The sequence below is a fragment of the Streptomyces sp. NPDC021212 genome, from assembly GCF_044332925.1.
GTDB lineage: Bacteria > Actinomycetota > Actinomycetes > Streptomycetales > Streptomycetaceae > Streptomyces.
On sequence record NZ_JBIRPZ010000003.1, the window covers coordinates 359,310 to 383,101 of the forward strand.

Below are 23,792 nucleotides of genomic sequence, written 5' to 3' on the forward strand. Positions count from 1 at the left end.
CGGTCCGTGCCCGCGCGCTGCTCAGACCAGCGCGCGGGTACGGGCCACCAGGTGGCGCACCGACGCGTCGGCCACGTCCGCCACCTCGTCGTAACCGAACCAGCGCAGGTCCAGCGATTCGTCGCTGATCGCCGCCACCGCGTCCGGCGGGGCCACCGCCGCGTACTGCACGTCCAGATGCCAGGCGCAGGGCGTGTGGTGCCGGTCGAGCCGCACCGGCCCGCCCGGCAGCAGGGTCAACCCCGCGATACCCGACTCCTCGGTGGCCTCCCGCAGCGCCGCGTCCGCCAGCGTGGCGTCCCCGGGCTCGCAGTGGCCGCCCATCTGGAGCCACATCCGCAGCTTGCGGTGGAGCGTGAGCAGGACGCGCTCCCGCGGCGGGTCGACCACCAGCGCGCTCGCCGTGAGATGCCCGTCGCCGCACGCCTTCCACATGCCGTCGGGATACGCGGCCAGATGATCGCCGTACGCCTGCCGCAGCCGCTCCTGGTCGGCGTCGGGCGCGGGCCACTGCTCGAGGACCCGCGCCGCGTCCTTGTGGAGGCTCACTTCTCGCCGTCGCCCCGCTCGTCCTTACGGTCCTCCGGCTTATGGCCCTCCGTACGGTCATCGGAGCCCTCCGCAGAACCCTCGGCGGAGCCCTCCGCGCGGTCCTCGCCGCCCGCCGCCTCGCCGAGCATCTGGTCCAGCTCGGAGAAGTCCAGCTGCTCGCGGTGGACGAAGCCGTCCGGGTCGTCGAGGTCCTCGGCCGTCGGCAGCATGTCCGGGTGCTCCCACAGCCCGTCCCGGCCGTCCACGCCGCGCGCGTCGGTGAGCGACGCCCACAGCCGCGAGGCGTCCCGCAGCCGGCGCGGCCGCAGCTCCAGGCCGATCAGCGTGGCGAAGGTCTGCTCGGCGGGCCCGCCGCTCGCCCGGCGGCGCCGCAGCGTCTCGCGCAGGGCGTCCGCGGACGGCAGATGGGGCTTGGCGGCGGCGTGCACCACCGCGTCCACCCAGCCCTCGACCAGCGCGAGGGCGGTCTCCAGCCGGGCCAGCGCGGCCTTCTGCTCCGGGGTGTCCTCCGGCTGGAACATGCCCTGCTGGAGCGCTTCCTGCAGCTGCTCGGGGTGGGTCGGGTCGAGCTGGCCGACCGCGTCCTCCAGCTTCGCCGTGTCCACCTTGATGCCGCGGGCGTACCCCTCGACGGCACCGAACAGATGCGAGCGCAGCCACGGCACGTGCGAGAACAGCCGCTGGTGGGCCGCCTCCCGCAGCGCCAGATACAGCCGCACCTCGTCTTGGGGGACGCCGAGGCCGGAGCCGAGCGCCGCGATGTTGACCGGCAGCAGCGCCGCCTTGCCCGTCGGGGCCAGCGGGAGCCCGATGTCGGTCGAACCGACCACCTCACCGGCCAGCACGCCCAGCGCCTGCCCGATCTGGGTGCCGAACATCGCGCCACCCATCGAACGCATCATCCCGAGCAGCGGGCCGGCCATGGCCTGCATCTCCTCGGGCAGCACGTCGCCCATGGCGGAGCCGACGCGCTCGGCGACCGGGTCGACCAGGTCCTTCCACACCGGCAGCGTCGCCTCGACCCACTCGGCGCGGCTCCACGCGACGGCGGTCCCCGAGCCCGAGGGCAGCGACGTGACCCCGTCCAGCCACAGGTCCGCCAGCCGCACGGCCTCCTGGACCGCGGCGCGGTCGGCGGGGCCGACGCTCTCGTCCTTGGTGCCGTCGGCGGTGCCGCGCGCGACGGTCTGCCGCGCGATGTCCTTGGCCATGTCCCAGTTCACCGGGCCGCCCTCGTACGAGAGCATCTGCCCGAGCTGCTGGAAGGCGGCGCCCAGGTCGTTCGGGTTGAGGGAACCGAACATCGCGGCGAACGGATTCTCCGCGCCGCCTGCTCCGGCCGGGGCGCCCGACCCGCCACCGAACCCGAAGGGATTCGCGGGGCCCTGCTCGTCGCCCTGGCCGCCCTTCTTCTTGCCGTCGTCGCCGTCCTCCGGCTCCTCCGGCGGAAGGCCGAATCCGAATGGGGTGTCACTCACGGGGTTCCTCGGCTCGTTGGGCCACCGGCCACTAACCGGCGGCGGATGCCCGACATCACCACCCAGCCTAGACACCTCGCCGGTTTACGGGCTCAGTGCTTCGCTGATCGCCGCGCTGCGGCAGGATGGGCGTTACCTGGTACGTACGTGTGCACGCGCTGCGTACTGAAGACAACCGCTGGAGACGCCCGGTGAGTTCCCCAGACCGAGAAGTTCGCGCTGCGCGAAACGCCAAGGCCCGTACCGCACGACGACCTGTCGTGGCGGTCACCGGTGCCGCCTCGGGCCCCGGCGCCCTGCTCACGCAGCGGCTCGCGGAGTCCGAAGAGATCAAGCAGGTGCTGGCCCTCGACGAGCGGCGCGGCGAGGTGACCGAGGCGCAGTGGCATGTGCTGGACGTGCGCGATCCGGCCATCGCCGAGAAGCTGCGCGGGGCCGACGTCGTCGTGCATCTCGCCGTCGACCTGGACTTGGGCACCGACCCCGCCGCGCGCACCGCCTACAACGTGCGCGGCACCCAGACCGTGCTGACCGCGGCCGCGGCCGCCGGGGTCCACCGGGTGGTGCTGTGCACCTCCGCGATGGTCTACGGCGCGCTCGCCGACAACGATGTTCCGCTCGCCGAGGACGCGGAGCTGCGGGCCACCGCCGAGGCCACCGGAGTCGGTGACCTGCTCGAGATCGAGCGGCTGGGGGAGCGCGCGCCCCGGGCGCACCCGGGGCTGAACGTGACCGTCGTACGCCCCGCCATCCTGGTCGGCGGCACGGACACCGCGCTCACCCGCTACTTCGAGTCGCCCCGGCTGCTGGTGGTCGCGGGATCCCGTCCCACCTGGCAGTTCTGCCATATGGAAGACCTGGTCAGCGCGCTGGAGTACGCCGCGCTGGAGAAGGTCGAGGGGGAGCTGGCGGTCGGCTGCGACGGCTGGCTGGAGCAGGACGAGGTCGAGGAGCTGTCCGGGATCCGGCGCATGGAGCTGCCGTCGGCGGTCGCCCTCGGCGCCGCCTCCCGGCTGCACCGGCTGGGCCTGACCCCGTCCCCGGCCGGGGACCTCGCGTACACGATGCACCCCTGGGCGGTCAGTGGCAGCAGGCTGCACGCGGCGGGCTGGCGGCCCCGGTGGACCAATGAGGAGGTGCTGGCCGAGCTGCTGGAGGAGGTCTCCGGGCGGCATACGGTCGCCGGGCGGCGGCTGGGCCGCAAGGACGCCACCACGCTGGGCGCCGCGGGTGCGACGGTCGCCCTGGTGGGCACCGCCGCGATCGTGCGCCGCGCCCGCAAGGCGCGCCGCCGCTAGGTCCACGCGATCCGGCAGCCCATCTCGACAGGTCCGCCACGACGGGACGGCATACGGCACGATGGACGACATGGCACAGACGTACGATCATCCCGGCGAGGGCGCGGCAGCCGACCCCATCCGCCTGCTCGCGGTGCGCGAGACCCCGCTGTCGGTGGACGAGGTGTTCGGGGCGGTCGGCGACCCCGCGGCGGGCGGTACGGCGCTCTTCGTGGGCACCGTGCGCAATCACGACGGGGGCGCGGATGTGGGCGCCCTCGGTTACTCCGCGCATCCGAGCGCCGAGGCCGAGCTGCGGCGGGTGGCCGAGAAGGTCGCGGCCGACTTCCCGGTGCGGGCGCTGGCCGCCGTCCACCGGGTCGGCGATCTGGAGATCGGCGATCTGGCCGTTGTCGTGGCGGTTTCGTGTCCGCACCGCGCGGAGGCGTTCGCCGCCTGCCGCCGCCTGATCGACGACCTCAAGAGCGAGGTCCCGATCTGGAAGCACCAGACGTTCGCGGACGGGACCGAAGAATGGGTCGGCGCGTAGCGGGCACGCGAAACTGACAGCGCCTGGTGGGGCGGGATAACAGTTACGCCATGGAGTCCACTCGGAATGGTGTACTCCACTTGCGTAACCCCCACCCTGCCGTGAGCGTTGACCTCGCGGAGGATTAATCTGCTCATCTGTCAGTCGCGGTGCTTAAAAGGGGTCGGGAGGCCGCTATGGGAGCGCTTCTCTGGTTGCTCATTCCCGTTCTCGCGGCGATAGCCGCCACGCTCTATGCCGGTTGGGCCGCGCGCAACAACCGCAAGAGCGTGGGGGACGTCGAGGAACTGGCCGGATATACACGGTTCCGAGAGGCAATGGAGCGCGCGCGTGCGGATACGGACGCGGCGGCCTGAGTCCCGGCCCCTCGTACGGACGGCCCCGGGAGTGGACTGCCGTACGCGTCCCGTACTGTCGTTCCATGCCACGCCGCACCGCGACGATGCTCGCCTCCCTACTGATGCTGATCGCGCTGCTGTGCGCCGGTGTGCTGATCCCGGTGCCGTACGCGGAGATGTCACCGGGGCCGACGTACAACACGCTGGGCGAACACAACGGCGAATGCGTGCTGCAGATCTCCGGCCACAAGGGCTGTGAGACCACCGGGGGGCACCTCAACATGACGACGGTCCGGGTCACCGGATCCGAGTACCGGATGAATCTCGTGGAGGCCGTCTACGGCTGGCTCTCCCACGACAATGTGGTGGTGCCGCACGCCACCCTCTATCCGGACGACAAAACCCCGGACCAGGTGAACCAGCAGAACGCGGAGGAATTCAGCCAGTCCCAGGAGAGCGCCAAGGTCGCGGCGCTCAGGGCGCTGCACCGGAAGGTCACCTCCCAGGTGATCGTGGGCGCCGTCGTCAAGGGCAGCCCGTCCCAGGGCAAGCTGCACGCGGGCGACGTGATCAAGTCGGTCGACGGCACCGCGGTGCGCGAGCCCGGCAACGTCGCCAAGCTGGTCACCAAGCACAAGCCGGGCGAGAAGGTGACCTTCTCGATCATCCCGGCCAAGGTGGCCGCGGCGGCCGAGAAGAGCGGCAAGCGGCCGACCGGCGAGAAGCAGATCGCGATCACCACCAAGAAGGCCGGCGGCCGGGCCATCGTCGGCATCCAGGCCGGGATCGACTACGCCTTCCCGTTCAAGATCGACATCAAGCTGGCCGACGTGGGCGGGCCGAGCGCCGGTCTGATGTTCGCCCTCGGCATCGTGGACCGGGTGTCGAAGGAGGGCGACCTGACCGGCGGGAAGTTCATCGCGGGCACCGGCACCATCGACGACAAGGGCGTCGTGGGCCCGATCGGCGGGATCGAGATGAAGACGATCGGCGCCCGCGAGGCCGGCGCCCGCTTCTTCCTCACCCCGAAGGAGAACTGCGCGGCGGCGGCCAAGGACGTGCCGGACGGCCTGCGGCTGGTGAAGGTGCACACCATCGACGACGCGCTGAAGGCCCTCAAGAAGATCCGCTCGGGAGACACCGCCGGCCTGCCCCGGTGCGCCGCGGGCTGAGCGGTCCGTACGACCACACGAGGCGGCCGCCGGACTCCTGGTCCGGCGGCCGCCTCGCGTCGTACCGCTCCAGCCCTGCGGGGACGTCAGTCGGTGGCGAAGGTGGCTGCCAGCGCGTCGGCGAGCCCCGGCACCAGGCCGGAGCCGGTCAGTACCTCGGCCGGGGAGTCCTTCTCGCGCAGCCGCACCGCCGACTCGCGCTCCCCGTCCCGCAGCACGGCGACCGTCATCCGGACCTCCTGGCGTTCCGGGTGCTCCGCGACCCAGGACGCCAGCTGGGCGTCGTCCAGGTCCTTCGGGACGGAGGACTCGGCGGACGGCGGCAGCATCAGCCGCTCCACGGTCATGGCGCAGCCGATCACGGCGTCGGGCCAGGCGATGGTGGCAAGGAATTCGTCGAGCGGGGCCTGCGAGGGCAGCTCGTCCTGTTCGATGGGGGTGAGGGCCGCCGCGGGCTCGTCACCCTCCTCGTCGAGCCCGAGCTGACCGGCCAGCTCGGGCTCCTGGGAGCGCAGCTGGGCGGTGTCGACGAGGGCGAAGAGCCGGGCGGGCTGGTCCCAGCCGAGCCCGGAGGCGTACTCGTCGATTTCCAGGACGGCGCGGGTGAGGGGATTCGCGGCAAGGGGGCCGGTACCGGGGGTTGCGTTGGACATGGTTCATATCGTGCCCTGATCGGACCCGGAATCGGGAACTGAGTAAAGCCTGAGTAAGTTGCATCAGGTGGGCCCTACTGTCCGGGCCCGTCAGAGCCCGTACAGACAACACAGACAACAGCGAACTTCGAGGTGCGCACCTTGGCTTTCCAGATGCCGGACCGCGGCGGAGGCCCGACGGGACCGCGGATCAGAGTGGGCCGACCGTCCCGGCGAGTCCGGACCCTGTTCATGACCCTGGGTGTGCTGGCCGTGCTGGCCATGCTCTTCGTCATGTTCGCGGGGTTTTGGACGGATTGGCTCTGGTATCGCTCGCTTCATTACTCCTCGGTCTTCAGCACCACCCTCCGGACAAAGATCGGGCTGTTCTTCGTCTTCGGCCTGTTGATGTCGACGGCCGTCGGGGTCAACGTCTGGCTCGCGCACCGGCTGCGGCCGCCGCTGAGTGCGATGTCGATGGAGCAGCAGAACCTCGACCGGTACCGGATGGGCATCGCCCCGTTCAAGAAGTGGGTGCTGCTCGCGGTCACCGCGCTGGTCGGGCTGATCGCCGGGGCCTCCGCGGCCGGCCAGTGGCGGCTGTGGCTGCTGTGGGTCAACAGCGTGCCCTTCGGCCAGAAGGACGCGGAGTTCCACAAGGACGTGTCCTTCTTCGCCTTCGACCTGCCCTGGTACCGCTTCCTGCTGAGCTTCGGCTTCGCGGCCACGGTGCTCTCCCTGATCGCCGCGGCCCTGGTGCACTACCTCTACGGGGGCCTGCGCGTCACCAGCCCGGGGGCCAGGGCGACCGGCGCGGCCACCGGCCATCTGTCGGTGCTGGTGGGCGTCTTCGTGGCGCTCAAGGCGGTGGCGTACTGGCTGGACCGGTACGGCCTGGCGGTGAAGTCCAGCGACTTCAAGGCGACGGGCAACTGGACGGGTCTGCGCTACGTCGACGCCAACGCCTATCTGCCCGCCAAGACGATCCTCTTCTGCATCGCGGTCATCTGCGCGCTGCTGTTCTTCGCGACGCTGTGGCGGCGCACCTGGCAGCTTCCGGTGATCGGCTTCGGGCTGATGGTGCTGTCGGCGATCCTGATCGGCGGGCTCTACCCGGCCATCGTGCAGAAGTTCCAGGTCGAGCCGAACGAGCAGGCCAAGGAGTCGCCGTACATCAAGAAGAACATCGAGGCCACGCGCAAGGCGTACGGCATCGATGAGTCCAAGGTGGCGGACTACAGCGGCAAGACCGACGACAAGGCCAGCACCCAGCTGCGCCAGACCGCCGACTCGACGGCCAGCTACCGGCTGATCGACCCGAGTGTCGTCTCGCCGACCTTCCAGCAGCTCCAGCAGAAGCGGAAGTACTACCAGTTCCCGTCGACGCTGGACGTCGACCGCTACAAGGACGCCAACGGCAAGGATCAGGACACCGTCGTCGGTGTGCGCGAGCTGAACCTCGCCGGTGTGCCGAAGCGGAACTGGATCAACGACCACTTCACCTACACCCACGGCTACGGCATGATCGCGGCCAAGGGCACCAGCCCGGACCCCGAGGCGGACCAGCAGGGCGCCCCGGACTTCACCGAGGCGGGTCTGCCCACCAGCGGGAAGCCCGGGCTGCGCACCTACCGCCAGCAGGTCTACTACGGCGAGAAGACCAATCAGTACTCGATAGTGGGCGGCCCGCAGAAGGAGCTGGACTACGAGGACAACGGCGAGAAGACCACCAGCTACAAGGGCAAGAGCGGGGTCAGCCTCTCCAACCCGGTCAACCGCGCCGCCTACGCGGTGGCGTTCGGCGAGCCGCAGATCCTCTACTCCGGTGCCATTGGCGAGGGTTCGCGGATCCTCTACAACCGCACGCCCAAGGAGCGCGTCGAGAAGGTCGCCCCGTGGCTGACCATCGACGGGGACGCCTACCCGGCGGTGGTCGACGGGCGTATCAAGTGGGTCGTTGACGCGTACACCACCACCAACGGCTACCCGTACGCGTCGCGGACCACCCTGGGCGACAGCACGGCCGACTCGCTGAGCGGTCAGGACCGCTCGGTGGTCGCCCAGCAGAACAAGGTCAACTACATCCGGAACTCGGTGAAGGCGACCGTCGACGCCTACGACGGCTCCGTCGATCTCTACGAGTGGGACACCAAGGACCCGGTGCTGAAGACCTGGGAGAAGGCGTTCCCGGGGACGGTCAAGCCGAAGAGCGCGATCAGCGGCCAGCTCAAGGAGCATCTGCGGTATCCGCAGGACCTGTTCAAGGTCCAGCGCGAGCTGCTGACCCGCTACCACGTCACCGACCCGCAGCAGTTCTACAGCGGCAGTGACGCCTGGCAGGTGCCGGACGACCCGACCCGCAAGGACGGCAGCGCGGTCCCGCCGTACTACCTGAGCATGAAGATGCCGGATCAGCGGAGGCAGGCGTTCTCGCTGACGACGACCTTCACCCCCAACGGGCGGCCCACGCTCGGGGCGTTCATGTCCGTCGACGCCGATGCCCAGTCCAAGGACTACGGCACGATAAGAATGCTGAAGGTCACCAATGACGTGCCCGGTCCACAGCAGGTGCAGAGCAAGCTGAACGGCACCCCCGAAGTGGCCGAGTTCGTACGGAACCTCCGGGGCACCGACTCGGACATCGAGTACGGCAACCTGCTGACGGTGCCGTTCAACGGGGGCTTCCTCTATATCGAGCCGGTGTACGCGCGTGGCGGCAACTCCAACTACCCGCTGCTGAAGAAGGTCGGCGTCTCCTACAACGGCAACGAGCCCGCCTTCAAGAACACCCTGCCCGAGGCGCTGGACGCGGTCTTCGGCGAGGAGTCGCCCGACGGGCAGCAGCCGCCGGACGACGGCACCGGGAAGCCGAGCGCCGACCCCACGGTGCGGGCCGCGCTGGAGGACGCCCAGACGGCCTGGGAGGACAGCCAGAAGGCGCTCGAGAAGAGCCCGCAGGACTGGGACGCGTACGGCAAGGCCCAGGAGAACCTCAAGGAGGCGCTGGACAAGGCGGCCAAGGCGGAGCAGAAGGCCGCCGAGAAGCAGGGGGCGAAGCAGAACCAGCCGCAGAGCCAGAGCGGCGACAACAAGGGCGGCTGACCCCCGCGACCAGGGGAAACGACCGAGAAGGAGGTGCCCCGTGCCGTGGTACGGTAGTGACACGACGACGCGGGGTGGAGCAGCTCGGTAGCTCGCTGGGCTCATAACCCAGAGGTCGCAGGTTCAAATCCTGTCCCCGCTACTGACAGACGAGGCCCGGATCCGCAAGGATCCGGGCCTCTTTGTGTGTCTACTCAACGATTCGAGATACAAGCGTTTGGGTTGTCTCTCTGTGGGCAAGTCGACAAAACGCTGAAGTGACCTCGCTGGCTGCGGTATACCAGGTGTACGCCGGACGCGGGTGATGACACGATGGAATTTATGGGGGACAGGGTCAGTCTGTTGGAGACAGGGCGTTTTGCGCACACGCATGACGATGCCGAGGAAGAGACACGGCACCGCCGTGCGGCCGAGTCCGGCGATACGGCGTCCATGAGCGCCCTCGGCGCGCTGCTGCTGCGCCGCGGCGACCTCGACGGCGCCGAGCCGTATCTGCGCGGCGCCACGGCCGCGGGCGACCGCGCCGCCGCCAACAACCTCGGCGTCCTCCTCCACCAGCGCGGGTACGCCGACGAGGCGGCCGGCTGGTGGCGCATCGCAGCCGTCGCCGGGTCCGCCGCTGCCGCGCACGCCCTCGGCCGCCACCACCGCGAGCGCGGCGACGAACCCGCCGCCGAGTACTGGCTGCGCCAGTCCGCCGAATCCGGCCACACCCTGGGCGCGTACGCCCTCGCCGACCTGCTCGACCACCGCAGCGACATCGGCGCCGAGCGGTGGTTCCGCACGGCGGCCGAGCGCGGCCACCGCGAGGCCGCGTACCGCCTCGCCCGGCTGCTGGACCACAGCGAGGAGGAGCGCGGCCGGCCCGCCGCCGACGCGGAGCCGGAGGAGGCCGAGCAGTGGTACCGGCAGGCCGCCGCGCGTGGCCACCGGCGCGCCGCGCTCTGCCTCGGCACGCTGCTGGAGAAGCGCGGCGAGACCCAGGAGGCGGGCCGCTGGTACCTGACGTCCGCCAAGGACGGCGAGCCGCGCGCCGCCTGCGCCCTCGCCTTCCTGCTGCGCGACGCGGGCGACACCGACAGCGCCGCCGTCTGGTGGCACCGCGCCGCCCAGGACGGCGACGGCAACGCGGCCAATGCCCTGGGCGCGCTGCACGCCGACCGCGGCGAGACCCAGACCGCCGAGCGCTGGTACCGGGCCGCCCTGGACGCCGGGGACATCAACGGCGCGTACAACCTCGGCCTGCTCTGCGCCGAGCAGGGCCGGACCGCCCAGGCCGAGCAGTGGTACCGCCGCGCCGCCTACGCCGGGCACCGCGAGGCCGCCAACGCGGTCGCCGTGCTGCTGCTCCAGCGCGGCGACGCGGCGGGCGCCGAGCCGTGGTTCTCCAAGGCCGCCGAGGCGGGCAGCGTGGACGCCGCGTTCAACCTCGGCATCCTGTACGCGGGCCGGGACGAGGAGCGGGCCGCCCGGCAGTGGTACGAGCGGGCCGCGGCCGCCGGGCACACCGAGGCCGCCCTCCAGGTCGGCATCGCCCTGCTGCGGGAGGGCGACCACCAGGCGGCCGAGCGCCATCTGCGCTGCGCCGCGGGCGGCGGCAGCGCCGAGGCCGCCTTCCGGCTGGCGGCGCTGCTGGACCGCTCGTCGGTGGGCGGCGACCCCGCGGCGACCGGCGCCGGCTTCAGCTCGGGGACGCAGTTCCCGGTCGCGCCGGACGACGGCACCGTGCCCGAGTACGAGGAGTGGTACGAGCGGGCCGCCCACCAGGGCCACCGGCGCGCCCAGGTGCGCGTCGGCATGCTCGCGGCCGCCCGGGGCGAGGTGGTCGAGGCCGCCCGCTGGTACCGGATGGCCGCCGAGGCGGGCAGCAGCAACGGCGCGTTCAACCTGGGGCTGCTGCTGGCCCGCGAGGGCAGCGAGCCGGAGGCCGCCCTGTGGTGGACGCGCGCGGCCGGGGCCGGGCACGGCCGCGCCGCGCTGCGCCTGGCGCTGCTCGCGGCCCGTCGCGGCGCGCTGACCGAGGGGCAGCGGTGGTGCGCCCGGGCGGTCGAGCTGGGCCCGGCGGAGGTCGCCGAGCGGGCGGCCCGGCTGCGGGACGCGCTGCAGCAGGAGCTGACCGCGTAGAGCCCGCGGCGGAGCCTTCGCGGTGACGCCCGGGTAACCGGTTTGCTCCTGGCGTTGGCCTCGGGTTAAAGTTGCTTCACACCGACGCGGGGTGGAGCAGCTCGGTAGCTCGCTGGGCTCATAACCCAGAGGTCGCAGGTTCAAATCCTGTCCCCGCTACGAGAACGAAGGGCCCGGATCCCAGGATCCGGGCCCTTCGTCATGTGTGCGATACCCCTTCGGCGGCCGGCCGGCCGCCGGACCGCGGGGTGCGGTCAGGCCGCGCAGTCGGGGCAGATCCCGCGGTAGGTCACCTCGGCCGCGGAGACCGCGAAGCCGAAGCGTTCCTGTGCGGGCAGGTCGGCCAGCGGGTCGCCGACGGGGTGGACGTCGCGGATCGTGCCGCAGCGCGCGCACACCAGGTGCTGGTGCGCGTGGTGCGCGTTCGGGTCGTAACGCTTCGCCCGGCCGTCCGTGCTGACCTCGATCACCTCGCCGAGCGAGACCAGCTCGCCGAGGGTGTTGTAGACCGTCGCACGGGAGATCTCGGGCAGGCGGTCGGCCGCCAGCGCGTGTACCTCGTCGGCGGTGTAGTGCACGTGGTCCCCGTCGAGGACCTCGGCGACGACGCGCCGCTGCGCGGTCAGCCGCCAGCCGCGCCCCCGGAGTCGTTTCAGCAGGTCACTCATGCCATTCACCTATCAGTCAGATAAGGACAAGGGTAGCAGTGGCCGGATCCATGACCGGATCGGGTATCGGTCTCAAGGTCTTCTTGACTTAGACAATGTCCAATGTAGGATCGAGTCAGATCGAATGAGGTCGAGTTCGACCCGGCCCGGGGACGGGACGCGAGCACGCAGGAGGCGCACGGTGACGGTGCAGGACAACATCACGGGTCCGCTGACCACGGAGTCCGGGGCTCCGGTGGCGGACAACCAGAACAGCCAGACGGCGGGCGCGGCCGGTCCGGTCCTGATCCAGGACCAGCACCTGATCGAGAAGCTCGCCCACTTCAACCGCGAGCGGATCCCGGAGCGGGTCGTCCACGCGCGCGGCGCCGGTGCGTACGGCACCTTCACGCTGACCCGCGACGTCTCCCGGTGGACCCGCGCGGCGTTCCTCTCCGAGGTCGGCAAGCAGACCGAGACGTTCCTCCGCTTCTCGACCGTCGCGGGCAACCTCGGCTCGGCGGACGCGGTGCGCGACCCGCGCGGCTTCGCGCTGAAGTTCTACACCGAGGACGGCAACTACGACCTGGTGGGGAACAACACCCCGGTGTTCTTCATCAAGGACGCCATCAAGTTCCCCGACTTCATCCACACCCAGAAACGCGACCCGTACACGGGCTCGCAGGAGGCGGACGGCGTCTGGGACTTCTGGGGCCTGTCGCCCGAGTCCACCCACCAGGTGACCTGGCTGTTCGGCGACCGCGGCATTCCCGCCTCGTACCGCCACATGAACGGGTACGGTTCGCACACCTACCAGTGGAACAACGCCGCGGGCGAGGTCTTCTGGGTCAAGTACCACTTCAAGACCGACCAGGGCATCAAGAACCTGACCTCGGAAGAGGCCGCGGAGCTCGCGGGCCGGGACGCGGACAGCCACCAGCGCGACCTGCGCGAGTCCATCGAGCGCGGCGACTTCCCGACCTGGACCGTCCAGGTGCAGATCATGCCGGCGGAGGACGCGGCGCACTACCGCTTCAACCCGTTCGACCTGACCAAGGTCTGGCCGCACGAGGACTACCCGCCGATCGAGATCGGCACGCTGGAGCTGAACCGCAACCCGCGGAACATCTTCGCCGAGGTCGAGCAGTCGATCTTCTCGCCCGCCCATCTGGTGCCCGGCATCGGCCCGTCCCCGGACAAGATGCTGCAGGGCCGTCTCTTCGCGTACGGCGACGCCCATCGCTACCGCGTCGGCATCAACGCCGACCAGCTGCCGGTGAACCGCCCGCACGCCACCGAGGCGCGCACCCACGGCCGCGACGGCGCGCTGTACGACGGCCGTCACGCGGGCGCGAAGAACTACGAGCCGAACAGCTTCGGCGGACCGGCGCAGACCGGCCGGCCGCTGTGGCAGCCGTCCGCGGTCAGCGGCGTGACCGGTGACCACGAGGCGCCCTCGCACGCCGAGGACGACGACTTCGGCCAGGCGGGCACCCTCTACCGGCTGATGTCGGACGAGGAGAAGGGGCGCCTGATCGCGAACCTCGCGGGCTTCATCGCGCAGGTCTCCCGCGACGACATCGCGCAGCGGGCGATCGAGAACTTCCGCAAGGCGGACGCGGACTACGGCAAGCGGCTGGAGGCCGCGGTCCAGGCCCTGCGCGGCTAGGGCGCTTGCCGTACACACCGGAGAGGCCGGACGCCATGGGGCTCCGGCCTCTCCGTGTCAGGCCAGCGCGGGCTGCCGGGCCGGGGTCCAGCAGCGGATGATGTCGCGCACCGACACCACCCCGACCGGTTCGCCCGCCTCCAGCACGATGAGGTGGCGGAAGCCGCCCTGGCTCATCGTGCGGGCCGCCTCCTCCAGCGTCCACCCGGGGGTGGCGAAGACGGCGTCGGCGGTGGTGTGGGCGTGCGCGGTCTCGTGGTCCGGGTCCTGGTCCGCGCCGAGGGAGTTGAGGATGTCCCGCTCGGTGAGGATGCCGAGGCCGCTGGTGTCGGGGTCGAGCACGACGGCCGACCCGACCCGACGGGCCGACATCAGCCTCGCGGCCTGACGGAGCGTATGTGCTGGTCCGATGGTGAGGACCACCGAGCTCATGGCGTCACGGACGTACACGGGCATGGATGGAGCCACCTCCTTGAGGGAATCCGCCGTGCGCCGGCGCGCATTCGAGAACGGATTCACAAGTTCACAAGGCTTTGGATTCTCATGTTCACATGCTCCGGTGGACACAACAAGGGCGCGCGGAAGCCGATCTACCGCTCAGCGCGCCCGTACGCTCCGCTTGACAGCCCTGCGGCCGGCCCTACGGCCGCAGGTAATCCAGCAGTTCCTCGTGCAGCAGCCCATTGGACGCCGCCGCGTCACCGCTGTTCGGGCCCGGTACGCCGTCGAGTCCGGTGAAGCGGCCGCCCGCCTCCTGGACGATCACCGCGTTCGCCGCCATGTCCCACAGGGAGAGTTCCGGTTCGGCGCACAGGTCCACCGATCCCTCGGCGACCATCATGTACGGCCAGAAGTCGCCGTAGCCACGGGTGCGCCAGCAGGCGCGGGTCAGATCGAGGAAGCCGTTCAGTCTGCCGCGCTCCTCCCAGCCGCTGATCGAGGAGTACGCGAACGACGCGTCGCCCAGCTCGGCCACCTTCGAGACGCGCAGCCGGCTCGCCGACGACAGGCTCCGGCCGGTGTACGCCCCGAGCCCCTCGGCGGCCCACCAGCGACGGCCCAGCGCCGGTGCGGAGACCACGCCGACCACCGGCCGGTCGCCGCCCGCGCCGCGCTCCATGAGCGCGATCAGGGTGGCCCAGACCGGAACCCCGCGCACATAGTTCTTGGTGCCGTCGATCGGATCGATCACCCAGCGGCGCGGGCCGGTGCCCTCGTTGCCGAATTCCTCGCCGAGCACCGCGTCCCGCGGGCGGGCGCGCTGGAGCTGGGAGCGGATCAGCTCCTCCGCCGCCTTGTCGGCTTCGCTCACCGGCGTCATGTCGGGTTTTGTCTCGACCTTGAGGTCGAGCGCCTTGAAGCGCTCCATGGTCGCGGCATCGGCGGCGTCGGCCAGAACGTGGGCGAAACGCAGGTCATCGTGGTAGTCGGCCATGGCCGAACAGTATCGATCCGGAACCGGGCGATCCACAGGAGGCTCTTGACAGCATCTGGCGGGCCGTCAATTCTCAGTGCCCCGAGCCGGAGAGCTGGAGGCCCACCACGCCGATGATCACCAGCGTGATGGAGACGATCTTCAGGACGGAGACCAGGTCGTCGAGGAAGACCATGCCGTAGATCGCCGTCCCGGCCGCGCCGATGCCCGTCCACACCGCGTACGCGGGCCCCACGTCGAGCTTCTTCAGGGACAGCGTCAGCAGCCCGAAGCTGCCGAGCGCGAACGCGCAGAACGCGACCGTCGGCCAGAGCCTGGTGAAACCGTGCGAGAGCTTGAGGCAGACGGCGAAGCCCGTTTCCAGCAGCCCGGCGACCACGACCAGCAGCCACGCCATCGCATCTCCTTCACGGGTCGCCGGATGCGATTATCCCTTTACCTCGCAAACTGGGCGGCAAACCCGGATCAGTCGCCCTCCCGCCGCTCGCGGGTGGCGAGCAGCCGCCGCAGGGAGTACAGCCGGGCCGGGTCGGCGTGGCCGTCGGCCACCCACTGGTCCAGGGCGCAGTCCGGCTCGTCGTGGCTGCAGGCGCGCGGGCATTCGTCGGTGCCCGGCTCCAGGTCGGGGAAGGCGTGGATGACCCGGGTGGGGTCCACATGGTGCAGTCCGAAGGACCGCACGCCCGGGGTGTCGATCACCCATCCCTTGTCGTCCGGAAGGGGCAGCGCGAGCGCCGAGGTGGTGGTGTGGCGGCCGCGGCCGGTGACCGCGTTCACCCGTCCGGTGGCCCGCTTGCGCTCCGGCACCAGGGCGTTGACCAGGGTGGTCTTGCCGACGCCTGAGTGGCCGACGAAGACCGTGATCCGGTCCGCGAGCCGCTCCCGCACCCGGTCCGCGGCCTGTCCGCCGGCCAGTTCGTCGCGGTTGGTGACGACATAGGGCACGCCGAGCGTCCGGTAGATCTCCAGGAGGTCGTCGGCGGGCGCCAGGTCGGACTTGGTGAGGACGAGCAGCGGTTCGAGTCCGGCGTCGAAGGCGGCCACCAGACAGCGGTCGATCAGCCGCGGACGCGGCTCGGGGTCGGCGAGGGCGGTGACGATGGCCAGCTGCTCGGCGTTGGCGACGACCACCCGCTCGAACGGGTCGTCGTCATCGGCGGTCCGGCGCAGTACGGAGGACCGCTCCTCGACGCGCACCACGCGCGCGAGGGTGTCCTTGGCGCCGGACAGGTCGCCGACGACCGCGACCCGGTCGCCGACCACGACGCCCTTGCGGCCGAGTTCGCGGGCCTTCATGGCGATGATGGTGCGGCTCTCGATGAGGACATGGAGCCGACCGCGGTCGACCGTCAGGACCATGCCCTCGGAGGCGTCCTCGTGTTTGGGGCGGATATGGGTGCGCGGACGATTGCCCTTGCGGTTCGGGCGGACCCGTACGTCGTCCTCGTCGGTGTGCTTGCCGTAGCGGCGCATGGCGGAACGCCCTCAGACTCCCCGCGCCGCGCTTGTCGTCGCGTCGAGCATCCCGGTCCACAGACCGGGGAAGTCGGGCAGGGTCTTGGCCGTGGTCGCCACGTTCTCGATCTGGACGCCCTCGACGGTCAGGCCCAGGACGGCGGCGGCTGTGGCCAGCCGGTGGTCCTCGTAGGTGTGGAAGATCCCGCCGTGCAGCGGGCGCGGATGGATCCGCAGCCCGTCCTCGGTCTCCGCGACCTCGCCGCCGAGTTCGTTGATCTCCTTGGCGAGAGCGGCCAGCCGGTCGGTCTCGTGGAGGCGCAGATGGGCGATGCCGCGCAGGACGGACTCGGAGTCGGCCAGCGCCGCGACCGCCGCGATCACCGGGGTCAGCTCGCCGACCTCGTGCAGATCGGCGTCGATGCCGGTGATCCGGCCGGTGCCGGTGAAGGTCAGCCCCGCGTCGGTCAGCTCGCAGGAACCGCCCATGTCGGTGAAGATGCGGCGCAGCGCGTCACCGGGCTGGGTGGTGTGCTCCGGCCAGTCCGGGATGGTCACCCGGCCGCCGGTGACCAGGGCGGCGGCCAGGAACGGCGCAGCGTTGGACAGATCGGGCTCGACGATCAGGTCCCGGCCGAGCAGCGCGCTCGGCGCGACCCGCCACACACCCTGCTCGCCGCCGGCCTCCGGGGTGTCGACGCGCGCGCCCGCCGCGCGCAGCATGTCGACGGTCATCCGGATGTGCGGCAGGGAGGGCAGCGCGGCGCCGATGTGGCGCACCTCGACCCCCTGGTTGAAGCGCGGCGCGGAGAGCAGCAGCGCGCTGACGAACTGGGAGGACGCCGAGGCGTCGATCCGGACCGGGCCGCCGTCCAGCGCCCCGCCGCCGTGCACGGTCATCGGCAGCGCGCCGCGGCCGTCGTCGTCGATGCGGGCGCCGAGCGCGCGCAGCGCGTCGATCACGCCGTGCAGCGGGCGCTCGTGGGAGCGCGGGTCGCCGTCGAAGCGGACCGGGCCGTCGGCGAGGGAGGCGACCGGCGGCAGGAAGCGCATCACGGTGCCCGCGTTGCCGACGTCGATGGTGGCCGGGCCGTGCAGTCCCGCGGGGATGACCCGCCAGGCCTCGCCGCCGCCGGAGGAGCCGCCCGCGCCGAAGGCGCTGTCGGAGACCGTCTCCTCGATGCCGACGCCCATCGCGCGCAGCGCGTCGGCCATCAGCAGGGTGTCGCGGGAGCGCAGCGGCCGGCGCAGCCAGCCGGGCTCGGCGGCGAGCGCGGCCAGGATCAGACCGCGGTTGGTGACGGACTTCGATCCGGGCACGGTGACGGTCGCGTCGACCGCCCCGTCGGCGGTCGGGGCGGGCCAGAGGGCGGTGTCATCGCCCGGGGAAGTCTCAATGCCGGTCATGGCTCTCACTTTAGTGGCTCACCGAGAGTGCGAATCTCGATCAAAAGTGGCGAAACCCAGTCGAAACACGGTGCTGGTACAGGGGTACGGGTCACAGCCGCAGCAGCCATCGGCCGCCGCCGATCAGCGAGCACAGCGTGACGACGTGGAAGAGCAGCAGCCACACCACGGCCGGGACGTTGGTGAGCCGGGCCAGCTGATCGGGGTCGGAGTCGTACGCGCCGCCGCGCCGTCGCTTGCCCTGGAGCTCGAACGGCGGACGGACGCCGCCGATCAGCAGGAACCACACCACGCCGTACGCGAACGCGGCCTGTACGTCCGGCTCGGTCAGCCAGGAGACGAGGAAGAAGGCGGCTCCGGCGGTGACGACCGTGAGCACGCCGTACGCGTTGCGGATCATCACCAGCATCGCGGCGAGCAGCGCCGTCGTGCCCCACAGCAGCGCGGTGATGTGGTTCGCGGCCAGCAGCCAGGCGCCGAGCAGCCCGATCAGGGAGGGCGCGGTGTAGCCGGCGGCCGCCGTGAGGACCATGCCGATGCCGGTGGGCTTGCCGCGTGAGACGGTCAGCCCCGAGGTGTCCGAGTGCAGCCGGATGCCGTCCAGGCGCCGCCCGCTCAGCAGCGCGATCAGCCCGTGGCCGCCCTCGTGGGCGATCGTGATCGCGTTGCGGGATATCCGCCAGGAGGTGCGGAAGACGACGACGGCGAGGGCTATCAGCCCGGTGGAGGCGACCAGCCACAGCGTGGGGTCGGGCTGGGCGCCGACGACGCGGTCCCACAGATCGGTGGCGTTCGTTGCGTCCATGGTGCGGGCGGCTCCTCGCGTCGGGTTGCGTCGTGGCAGTGTGGCACCTATGTGCGGTCGATACGCAGCGAGCCGGAGACCCGAGGATCTCGTCGGGACCTTCGGGGTGGAGAAGTGGGAGCCGGAGGAGGCCCTGGCGCCCGACTGGAACGTCGCGCCCACCAAGGACGTGTACGCGGTGCTGGAACGCCCGCTCAAGGGCCCGGAGGCCGAGGCCGTCGGACCACGGCCGGTGCGCCAGCTGCGGGCGCTGAAGTGGGGCCTCGTCCCGTCCTGGGCGAAGTCTCCCGAGGGCGGCGCGAAGATGATCAACGCCCGGGCCGAGACCGTGCACGAGAAGCCCTCGTACCGGCGCCCCTTCGCCGCGCGCCGCTGCATCCTGCCCGCCGACGGCTACTACGAGTGGGTCACCGGGTCGGGGGAGCGGCAGCTGGAAGAGAAGGGGAAGCGCAAACGGCCGCGCAAGCAGCCGTACTTCGTGACCCCGGTGGACGGCTCGGTCATGGCGATGGCCGGGCTGTACGAGTTCTGGCGGGACCGCACGCTGCCGGACGAGCATCCACGCGCCTGGTGGGTGACCTGCACCGTGATCACCACCGAGGCGGAGCGGGAGCCATTCGCCGAGGCAGACGTCGGCGCCGGAGCCGAGGGCGAGGGGCCGCATTCGCTGGCCGACATCCATCCGCGGATGCCGCTCGTCCTCACCGAGGACCGCTGGGACGCCTGGCTGGATCCGGCCCGTACCGACCCCGACGATCTGCGCCCGCTGCTGGCGCCGCCGCCCGCGGGGCTGCTGCGCGCGTACCCCGTCGCGACCGGGGTGAGCGATGTCCGTAACAACGGCCCGGAGCTGCTTCACGAGCTGGAGGCCCCGGAAGAGGGCACCCTGTTCTGATGACCCGGACCACCGCGCCCAGCGCAGAGACCGTGCCGACCCCGGTCGGCGACGCCCGTATCACCTGGCACCAAGCCTCCGGCGCGTACGCCGTGCTGGCCGTCTCCCACGGCGCGGGCGGCGGCATCGAGGCGCGCGACCTGCGGGCGCTGGCCGCCGCGCTGCCGCCGCGGGGGGTGAGCGTCGCGCTCGTCGAACAGCCGTGGCGGGTGGCGGGCAAGAAGGTCGCGCCCGCCCCCAAGACCCTCGACACCGGCTGGCGCGCGCTGTGGCCCGCGCTGGAGCGGCCCGGCCTGCCGGTCGTCGCGGGCGGCCGCAGCGCGGGGGCTCGGGTGGCCTGCCGTACGGGGGCGGAGCTGGGCGCCCGCGCCGTGCTGGCGCTGTCCTTCCCGCTGCACCCGCCGGGCAAGCCGGAGAAGTCCCGCGCCGGGGAGCTGCTGTCCACGGGCCTGCCGACGCTGGTCGTCCAGGGCGGCCGGGACGCCTTCGGCCGCCCCGGGGAGTTCCCGGCGCTGCCGTCGGGCACCGAACTGGTCGAGGTACCGCACGGTGACCACGGCTTCGCCGTGCCGAAGTCGGCGGACATCACCGAGCCGGAAGCCCTCGCCGTGATCACCGAGGCCGTCGCCGGCTGGCTGCCCCGCGCCGTGGGCTGAGCGTGTGGGGCGTGTGGGGCGTGTGGGGCGGGTAGGGCGTGTGGGGGGCGTCACGGGAATGCGGGGCGGGGGGCCGGTGTTGTACGCGTCGTAGGTACCGACCGCGTAAGAGGCACCAGCACGAGGAGAGGGAGTTCCCCGCATGGGTTCGCTTGCTTGCCCGGCCCGCCCGCACGCCGCTGACCTGGACTGGCGTCAGCTGGAGGCGGAGCAGACCGCGAAAATGGAGGCGGCGGGCGGACCGGATCGTCGTCTATTCTCCGATTCGGGTGGGTCCGCATCGGGCACCGCCACGAAAACGGAGGAGGTGGGTCAGGTCACTGGGACCGACGCAGAGACCGACGGCGTCATCGAGGAAGAGTCGGCCGAGCAGCGGCAGGAGACGTCCGCGGAGCGCAACGCGCGCTTCGAGCGGGACGCCCTGACGTTCCTCGACCAGATGTACTCTGCCGCGCTGCGCATGACCCGTAATCCGGCCGACGCAGAGGACCTCGTGCAGGAGACGTACGCGAAGGCGTACGGGTCCTTCCACCAATTCCGCGAGGGCACCAACCTCAAGGCGTGGCTGTACCGCATCCTCACCAATACGTTCATCAACTCGTACCGCAAGAAGCAGCGCGAACCCCAGCGCAGCGCGGCCGAGGAGATCGAGGACTGGCAGCTCGCGCGCGCCGAGTCGCACATGTCGACCGGTCTGCGGTCCGCCGAGTCCCAGGCCCTGGATCACCTCCCGGATTCGGACGTCAAGGAGGCCCTCCAGGCCATTCCCGAGGAATTCCGGATCGCGGTCTACCTCGCGGATGTCGAGGGGTTTGCGTACAAGGAGATCGCCGACATCATGGGGACACCCATCGGTACGGTGATGTCCCGTCTGCACCGTGGGCGCCGTCAGCTGCGCGACATGCTGGAGGACTACGCCCGTGGGCGCGGGCTCGTCCCGGCGGGCGCGTCCCGTGCTGCGGCGGACGAGTCGCACGATCGGAAAGGCGCGGACTCATGAGCTGCGGAGAGCCGCACGAGACGGATTGCTCCGAGGTCCTCGACCACCTCTACGAGTTCCTCGATCGCGAGATGCCCGACGGGGACTGTGCCAAGTTCGAGGTGCACTTCGACGAGTGCTCCCCCTGCCTGGAGAAGTACGGCCTGGAGCAGGCCGTGAAGAAGCTGGTCAAGCGGTGCTGCGGGCATGACGACGTGCCCACCGACCTCCGCTCGAAGGTCATGGGCCGCATCGAGCTGATCCGGTCCGGGCAGGCGGTGCCCGAGCGTGAACTCACCGCGGAGGCGACGGACACCGCCGAGGCGTCCAGGCCCACCACCGCCCAGGAGTGACCCCGGCCCGCGGACCGCGGGCGGCGTGACCCAACCGGTCGGTACATCACCCGATCATCACCCGAAGGGGTGCAATCGGGCGGTCCAGCTGGTCCCGTCCGCCGCATGCGGCCCTATTCTCCCCAATCTGACCCGCCCCTGATCGGGGCGGCGACCCGGATGCGGATGGGGAGGAGGGCGTTCGTTGCGGGCACTTCCTCTCGGGGCGCGCGCCTATGTGCTGAGCGCCGTGCTCATCGCGGTGCTGTGCGCCGCCCCGGTACTGCGGCCCCAGGCGGCCGTCCCGTGGGCCACGGTGATCCTGCTCGCCGCGGTGTACGCGGTGGGGTCCCGCACCGTGCGGGCCCCGTCCCCCGAATGGTGCAGCCCCGTCCTTCTGGCCGGGGCTTTTCTGCTGCCGCCCGCCGCCGCGGCGCTCGTCGCGGTGCCCGGGGCGCTGCTGGGGCGGGTCGAGCGGCAGCCCGCGCCGGTACGGCGCGCCTGGCGCGCCGCGCAGCTCTCACTGGCCGTCTGGGCCGCCGCGTACGCCTTCCGGGCCCTCGGTGGCTCGTACGCCCTGCGCGCCGCCGAGAACCCCGGTGTGCCCGGTTTTCCGACGGCCCTGGCCGCCGCGCCGATGGCCGCGCTCGTGCTGGGGCTGGTCACCGCCGCCCTGGAGGGCGGGGTGCTGGTCCTCGCCGAGCGCCGCTCGGCGCGTGCCGCCTGGCGCGGACGGCCCCTGAGCGCGCTGGCTCCGCAGCTGGTCCACGGCCCCGCCGGGCTCGCCATGGCGGTGCTGTGGCGCAGCCCGTACGGACCGGCGGCGGCTCTGCTGGTGCTGCTGCCGATGTACGTCTGCGCCTGCGTCTTCGCGCTCTGTCACCGCGAGCGCGCCGCCCACCAGGCCACCATCCGCGCCCTCGTCCAGGCGGTCGACATCAAGGACCGCTACACCCGGGGCCACAGCGAGCGGGTCGGCCGCGCCTCCGTGATGATCGCCCGCGAGCTGGGCATGGGCGGCGACCGGCTGGAGGCCCTGCGCATCGCGGGCATCCTGCACGACGTGGGCAAGCTCGGCGTCCCCACCCGGCTGCTGCGCAAGAACGGCCCGCTGACCCCCGAGGAGCGCCGCGTCATCGAGCTGCACCCCGAATACGGCCACGAGATGGTGCGCGGCATCCGCTTCCTGGGCGAGGCGCGGACGGCCATCCTGCATCACCACGAGCGGCTGGACGGCAGCGGCTATCCGTACGGGCTGGCCGGGGCGCAGATCCCGGAGTTCGCGCGGGTGGTCGCGGTCGCGGACGCCTTCGACGCGATGACCTCGACGCGTACGTACAGCAGGGCCCGCCCGGTGGAGACGGCGGTCGCGGAGCTGCAGCGGTGCGCGGGCACGCAGTTCGACCCGCGCATGGTGCGGGCCCTGGCTCGCGCGCTGGACCGGCACGGCTGGCACGCCGCGGTCACCGCGGACGCCCGTACCGAGGCCCGCGCGGAGGCGGTGACGGGCGCCGGGGGAGCAGCCGGCGACCGCGGAAACGTCCCGTCGCTCCCGTCCGCCCCGCTCGTACGCGCCGCGACGGCCCCGGGCCCGCCCGACACCGCCGCGCCGCATCCGGACTCCCCACCCCCCGGCGGCGCCTCATGACCCCCGCCACCCGTCCCGAAGCGCCCGGCCCGGATGGCCCGGAAGGCCGGGACCGGGACCTCCGGCCCGCGCGCGCTCACGGCGGTGACGACCCGGCCGTGCCCGGGACCGGGCGGACGCGGGCCGGGGGAGAGCCGACGGCGGCCGGCGGCCCCGACGCCGCACGGGGGCGTGAGGCCGGTGGCCCGGCGGCGCGGGCGGCTGAGGGGCCGGGCCAGGGCACCTCGGCGCGCCCGCCCGGCCCGGACCGGGACCGGAGCGCGGCCGCGGCCCTCCGTGGAGCGGATGCGCGGCCCGGCGCCCTGCCTGGCCCCGGCCGGTCGGGGAGCCAGGCAGAGCGAGAAGCCGGTGGCACGCTCCGGCCTCCCGGGCCTCCCGGCCCGGAACGCGGGAGCGGCCCGTGTCCGCCTGGCGGCGTCGGCCGCTCTGCCGGGCACGAGCCCGGCGGGCTCCCGCCCTCCGGCCGGGGCCCGAGCGCGGCGACGCGGGCGGCTGCACGGTTGGGACCGGGCCCGTACGCGACCCCGTCCGAACCCGGCTCGGACCGGGACGGGAACGCGGCGGCGTGGGCCGCGGCGAGGGCGGGCGCGGGCCCGGATGGGCCCCGCCGTGCCCACCCGGGCGGGGACGGGGGTGCGT

22 protein-coding genes and 2 tRNA genes are annotated in these 23,792 nt (G+C 71.9%); 14 read left to right on the top strand and 10 right to left on the bottom strand.

Features of this window, described 5'->3' with window-relative positions:
- Positions 1–21 precede the first annotated feature (21 nt).
- Together ACH4SI_RS09855 and ACH4SI_RS09860 are read right to left on the bottom strand one after the other, a co-directional pair.
- Entirely contained in the window at positions 22–549 is a 528-nt protein-coding gene (locus ACH4SI_RS09855; RefSeq protein ID WP_398294603.1) for an NUDIX hydrolase, read from the bottom strand.
- Entirely contained in the window at positions 546–2,030 is a 1,485-nt protein-coding gene (locus tag ACH4SI_RS09860; RefSeq protein WP_398294605.1) for a zinc-dependent metalloprotease, read from the bottom strand. The genes ACH4SI_RS09855 and ACH4SI_RS09860 overlap by 4 nt, the downstream gene beginning before the upstream one ends.
- A gap of 191 nt (positions 2,031–2,221) precedes the next feature.
- Between ACH4SI_RS09860 and ACH4SI_RS09865 the strand changes: the two genes are divergently transcribed.
- The 4 genes from ACH4SI_RS09865 (at position 2,222) to ACH4SI_RS09880 (ending at position 5,367) form a co-directional block, all read left to right on the top strand.
- Positions 2,222–3,328, top strand: coding sequence for an SDR family oxidoreductase (locus tag ACH4SI_RS09865; RefSeq protein ID WP_398294607.1), 1,107 nt, complete (start codon positions 2,222–2,224; stop codon positions 3,326–3,328).
- 70 nt (positions 3,329–3,398) lie between these two features.
- Positions 3,399–3,857, top strand: a complete 459-nt coding sequence (locus ACH4SI_RS09870; protein ID WP_398294609.1) for a molybdenum cofactor biosynthesis protein MoaE — start codon at positions 3,399–3,401, stop codon at positions 3,855–3,857.
- Between the two features lie 176 nt (positions 3,858–4,033).
- Entirely contained in the window at positions 4,034–4,213 is a 180-nt protein-coding gene (locus ACH4SI_RS09875) for a hypothetical protein (RefSeq protein WP_398294611.1), read from the top strand.
- A 65-nt stretch (positions 4,214–4,278) separates the two neighbouring features.
- On the top strand, positions 4,279–5,367 hold the full coding sequence (locus ACH4SI_RS09880; protein ID WP_398294613.1) for a PDZ domain-containing protein: 1,089 nt from the start codon (positions 4,279–4,281) through the stop codon (positions 5,365–5,367).
- Positions 5,368–5,453: 86 nt separating this feature from the next.
- On the opposite strand, the gene ACH4SI_RS09885 is transcribed toward ACH4SI_RS09880, so the two are convergent.
- On the bottom strand, positions 5,454–6,020 hold the full coding sequence (locus tag ACH4SI_RS09885) for a PPA1309 family protein (protein ID WP_398294615.1): 567 nt from the start codon (positions 6,018–6,020) through the stop codon (positions 5,454–5,456).
- A gap of 153 nt (positions 6,021–6,173) precedes the next feature.
- Between ACH4SI_RS09885 and ACH4SI_RS09890 the strand changes: the two genes are divergently transcribed.
- The 4 genes from ACH4SI_RS09890 to ACH4SI_RS09905 all read left to right on the top strand — a co-directional run bounded on the left by ACH4SI_RS09890 (position 6,174) and on the right by ACH4SI_RS09905 (position 11,384).
- Entirely contained in the window at positions 6,174–9,101 is a 2,928-nt protein-coding gene (locus ACH4SI_RS09890) for a UPF0182 family protein (RefSeq protein ID WP_398295221.1), read from the top strand.
- A gap of 68 nt (positions 9,102–9,169) precedes the next feature.
- Positions 9,170–9,243 (top strand) — tRNA-Met (locus tag ACH4SI_RS09895).
- Positions 9,244–9,413: 170 nt separating this feature from the next.
- The gene (locus ACH4SI_RS09900; RefSeq protein WP_398294617.1) at positions 9,414–11,225 is read left to right on the top strand and encodes a tetratricopeptide repeat protein; all 1,812 of its coding nucleotides are present in this window, start codon (positions 9,414–9,416) and stop codon (positions 11,223–11,225) included.
- Positions 11,226–11,310: 85 nt separating this feature from the next.
- Positions 11,311–11,384 (top strand) — tRNA-Met (locus tag ACH4SI_RS09905).
- A 95-nt stretch (positions 11,385–11,479) separates the two neighbouring features.
- Here ACH4SI_RS09905 and ACH4SI_RS09910 read toward each other — a convergent pair.
- Positions 11,480–11,893 carry a Fur family transcriptional regulator gene (locus ACH4SI_RS09910; RefSeq protein WP_398294619.1) on the bottom strand — a complete coding sequence of 138 codons (414 nt, stop codon included), beginning with the start codon at positions 11,891–11,893 and terminating at the stop codon, positions 11,480–11,482.
- 181 nt (positions 11,894–12,074) lie between these two features.
- On the opposite strand from ACH4SI_RS09910, the gene ACH4SI_RS09915 reads away from it, so the two are divergent.
- Positions 12,075–13,541 (top strand): catalase, encoded by a 1,467-nt coding sequence (locus ACH4SI_RS09915; RefSeq protein WP_398294620.1) that lies wholly within the window; start codon positions 12,075–12,077, stop codon positions 13,539–13,541.
- A 57-nt stretch (positions 13,542–13,598) separates the two neighbouring features.
- On the opposite strand, the gene ACH4SI_RS09920 is transcribed toward ACH4SI_RS09915, so the two are convergent.
- From ACH4SI_RS09920 to ACH4SI_RS09945, 6 genes are all read right to left on the bottom strand, one after another.
- Positions 13,599–13,991 (bottom strand): cyclic nucleotide-binding/CBS domain-containing protein, encoded by a 393-nt coding sequence (locus tag ACH4SI_RS09920; protein WP_398295223.1) that lies wholly within the window; start codon positions 13,989–13,991, stop codon positions 13,599–13,601.
- A gap of 190 nt (positions 13,992–14,181) precedes the next feature.
- The gene (gene hisN / locus ACH4SI_RS09925; protein ID WP_398294622.1) at positions 14,182–14,976 is read right to left on the bottom strand and encodes a histidinol-phosphatase; all 795 of its coding nucleotides are present in this window, start codon (positions 14,974–14,976) and stop codon (positions 14,182–14,184) included.
- A gap of 73 nt (positions 14,977–15,049) precedes the next feature.
- Complete coding sequence (locus ACH4SI_RS09930; protein WP_398294624.1) at positions 15,050–15,373, bottom strand: DMT family transporter; 324 nt, start codon at positions 15,371–15,373, stop codon at positions 15,050–15,052.
- A 68-nt stretch (positions 15,374–15,441) separates the two neighbouring features.
- Complete coding sequence (rsgA, locus tag ACH4SI_RS09935) at positions 15,442–16,449, bottom strand: ribosome small subunit-dependent GTPase A (RefSeq protein ID WP_398294626.1); 1,008 nt, start codon at positions 16,447–16,449, stop codon at positions 15,442–15,444.
- A gap of 12 nt (positions 16,450–16,461) precedes the next feature.
- Positions 16,462–17,838 (bottom strand): 3-phosphoshikimate 1-carboxyvinyltransferase, encoded by a 1,377-nt coding sequence (aroA, locus tag ACH4SI_RS09940; protein WP_398294628.1) that lies wholly within the window; start codon positions 17,836–17,838, stop codon positions 16,462–16,464.
- Between the two features lie 91 nt (positions 17,839–17,929).
- Entirely contained in the window at positions 17,930–18,643 is a 714-nt protein-coding gene (locus ACH4SI_RS09945) for a M50 family metallopeptidase (RefSeq protein WP_398294630.1), read from the bottom strand.
- Between the two features lie 49 nt (positions 18,644–18,692).
- Here ACH4SI_RS09945 and ACH4SI_RS09950 point away from each other — a divergent pair, with 49 nt between their 5' ends.
- The 5 genes from ACH4SI_RS09950 (at position 18,693) to ACH4SI_RS09970 (ending at position 23,153) form a co-directional block, all read left to right on the top strand.
- Complete coding sequence (locus ACH4SI_RS09950) at positions 18,693–19,538, top strand: SOS response-associated peptidase (protein ID WP_398294632.1); 846 nt, start codon at positions 18,693–18,695, stop codon at positions 19,536–19,538.
- A complete protein-coding gene (locus ACH4SI_RS09955; RefSeq protein ID WP_398294634.1) occupies positions 19,538–20,194 on the top strand; it encodes an alpha/beta family hydrolase in 657 nt (218 codons plus the stop codon). The genes ACH4SI_RS09950 and ACH4SI_RS09955 overlap by 1 nt, the downstream gene beginning before the upstream one ends.
- 307 nt (positions 20,195–20,501) lie before the next feature.
- The gene (locus ACH4SI_RS09960; RefSeq protein WP_398294636.1) at positions 20,502–21,194 is read left to right on the top strand and encodes a sigma-70 family RNA polymerase sigma factor; all 693 of its coding nucleotides are present in this window, start codon (positions 20,502–20,504) and stop codon (positions 21,192–21,194) included.
- Positions 21,191–21,526: a mycothiol system anti-sigma-R factor gene (gene rsrA / locus ACH4SI_RS09965; RefSeq protein WP_398294638.1), complete on the top strand. Its 336-nt coding sequence runs from the start codon at positions 21,191–21,193 to the stop codon at positions 21,524–21,526. The genes ACH4SI_RS09960 and rsrA overlap by 4 nt, the downstream gene beginning before the upstream one ends.
- Before the next feature lie 184 nt (positions 21,527–21,710).
- Positions 21,711–23,153 (top strand): HD-GYP domain-containing protein, encoded by a 1,443-nt coding sequence (locus ACH4SI_RS09970; RefSeq protein WP_398294640.1) that lies wholly within the window; start codon positions 21,711–21,713, stop codon positions 23,151–23,153.
- Positions 23,154–23,792: the final 639 nt, after the last annotated feature.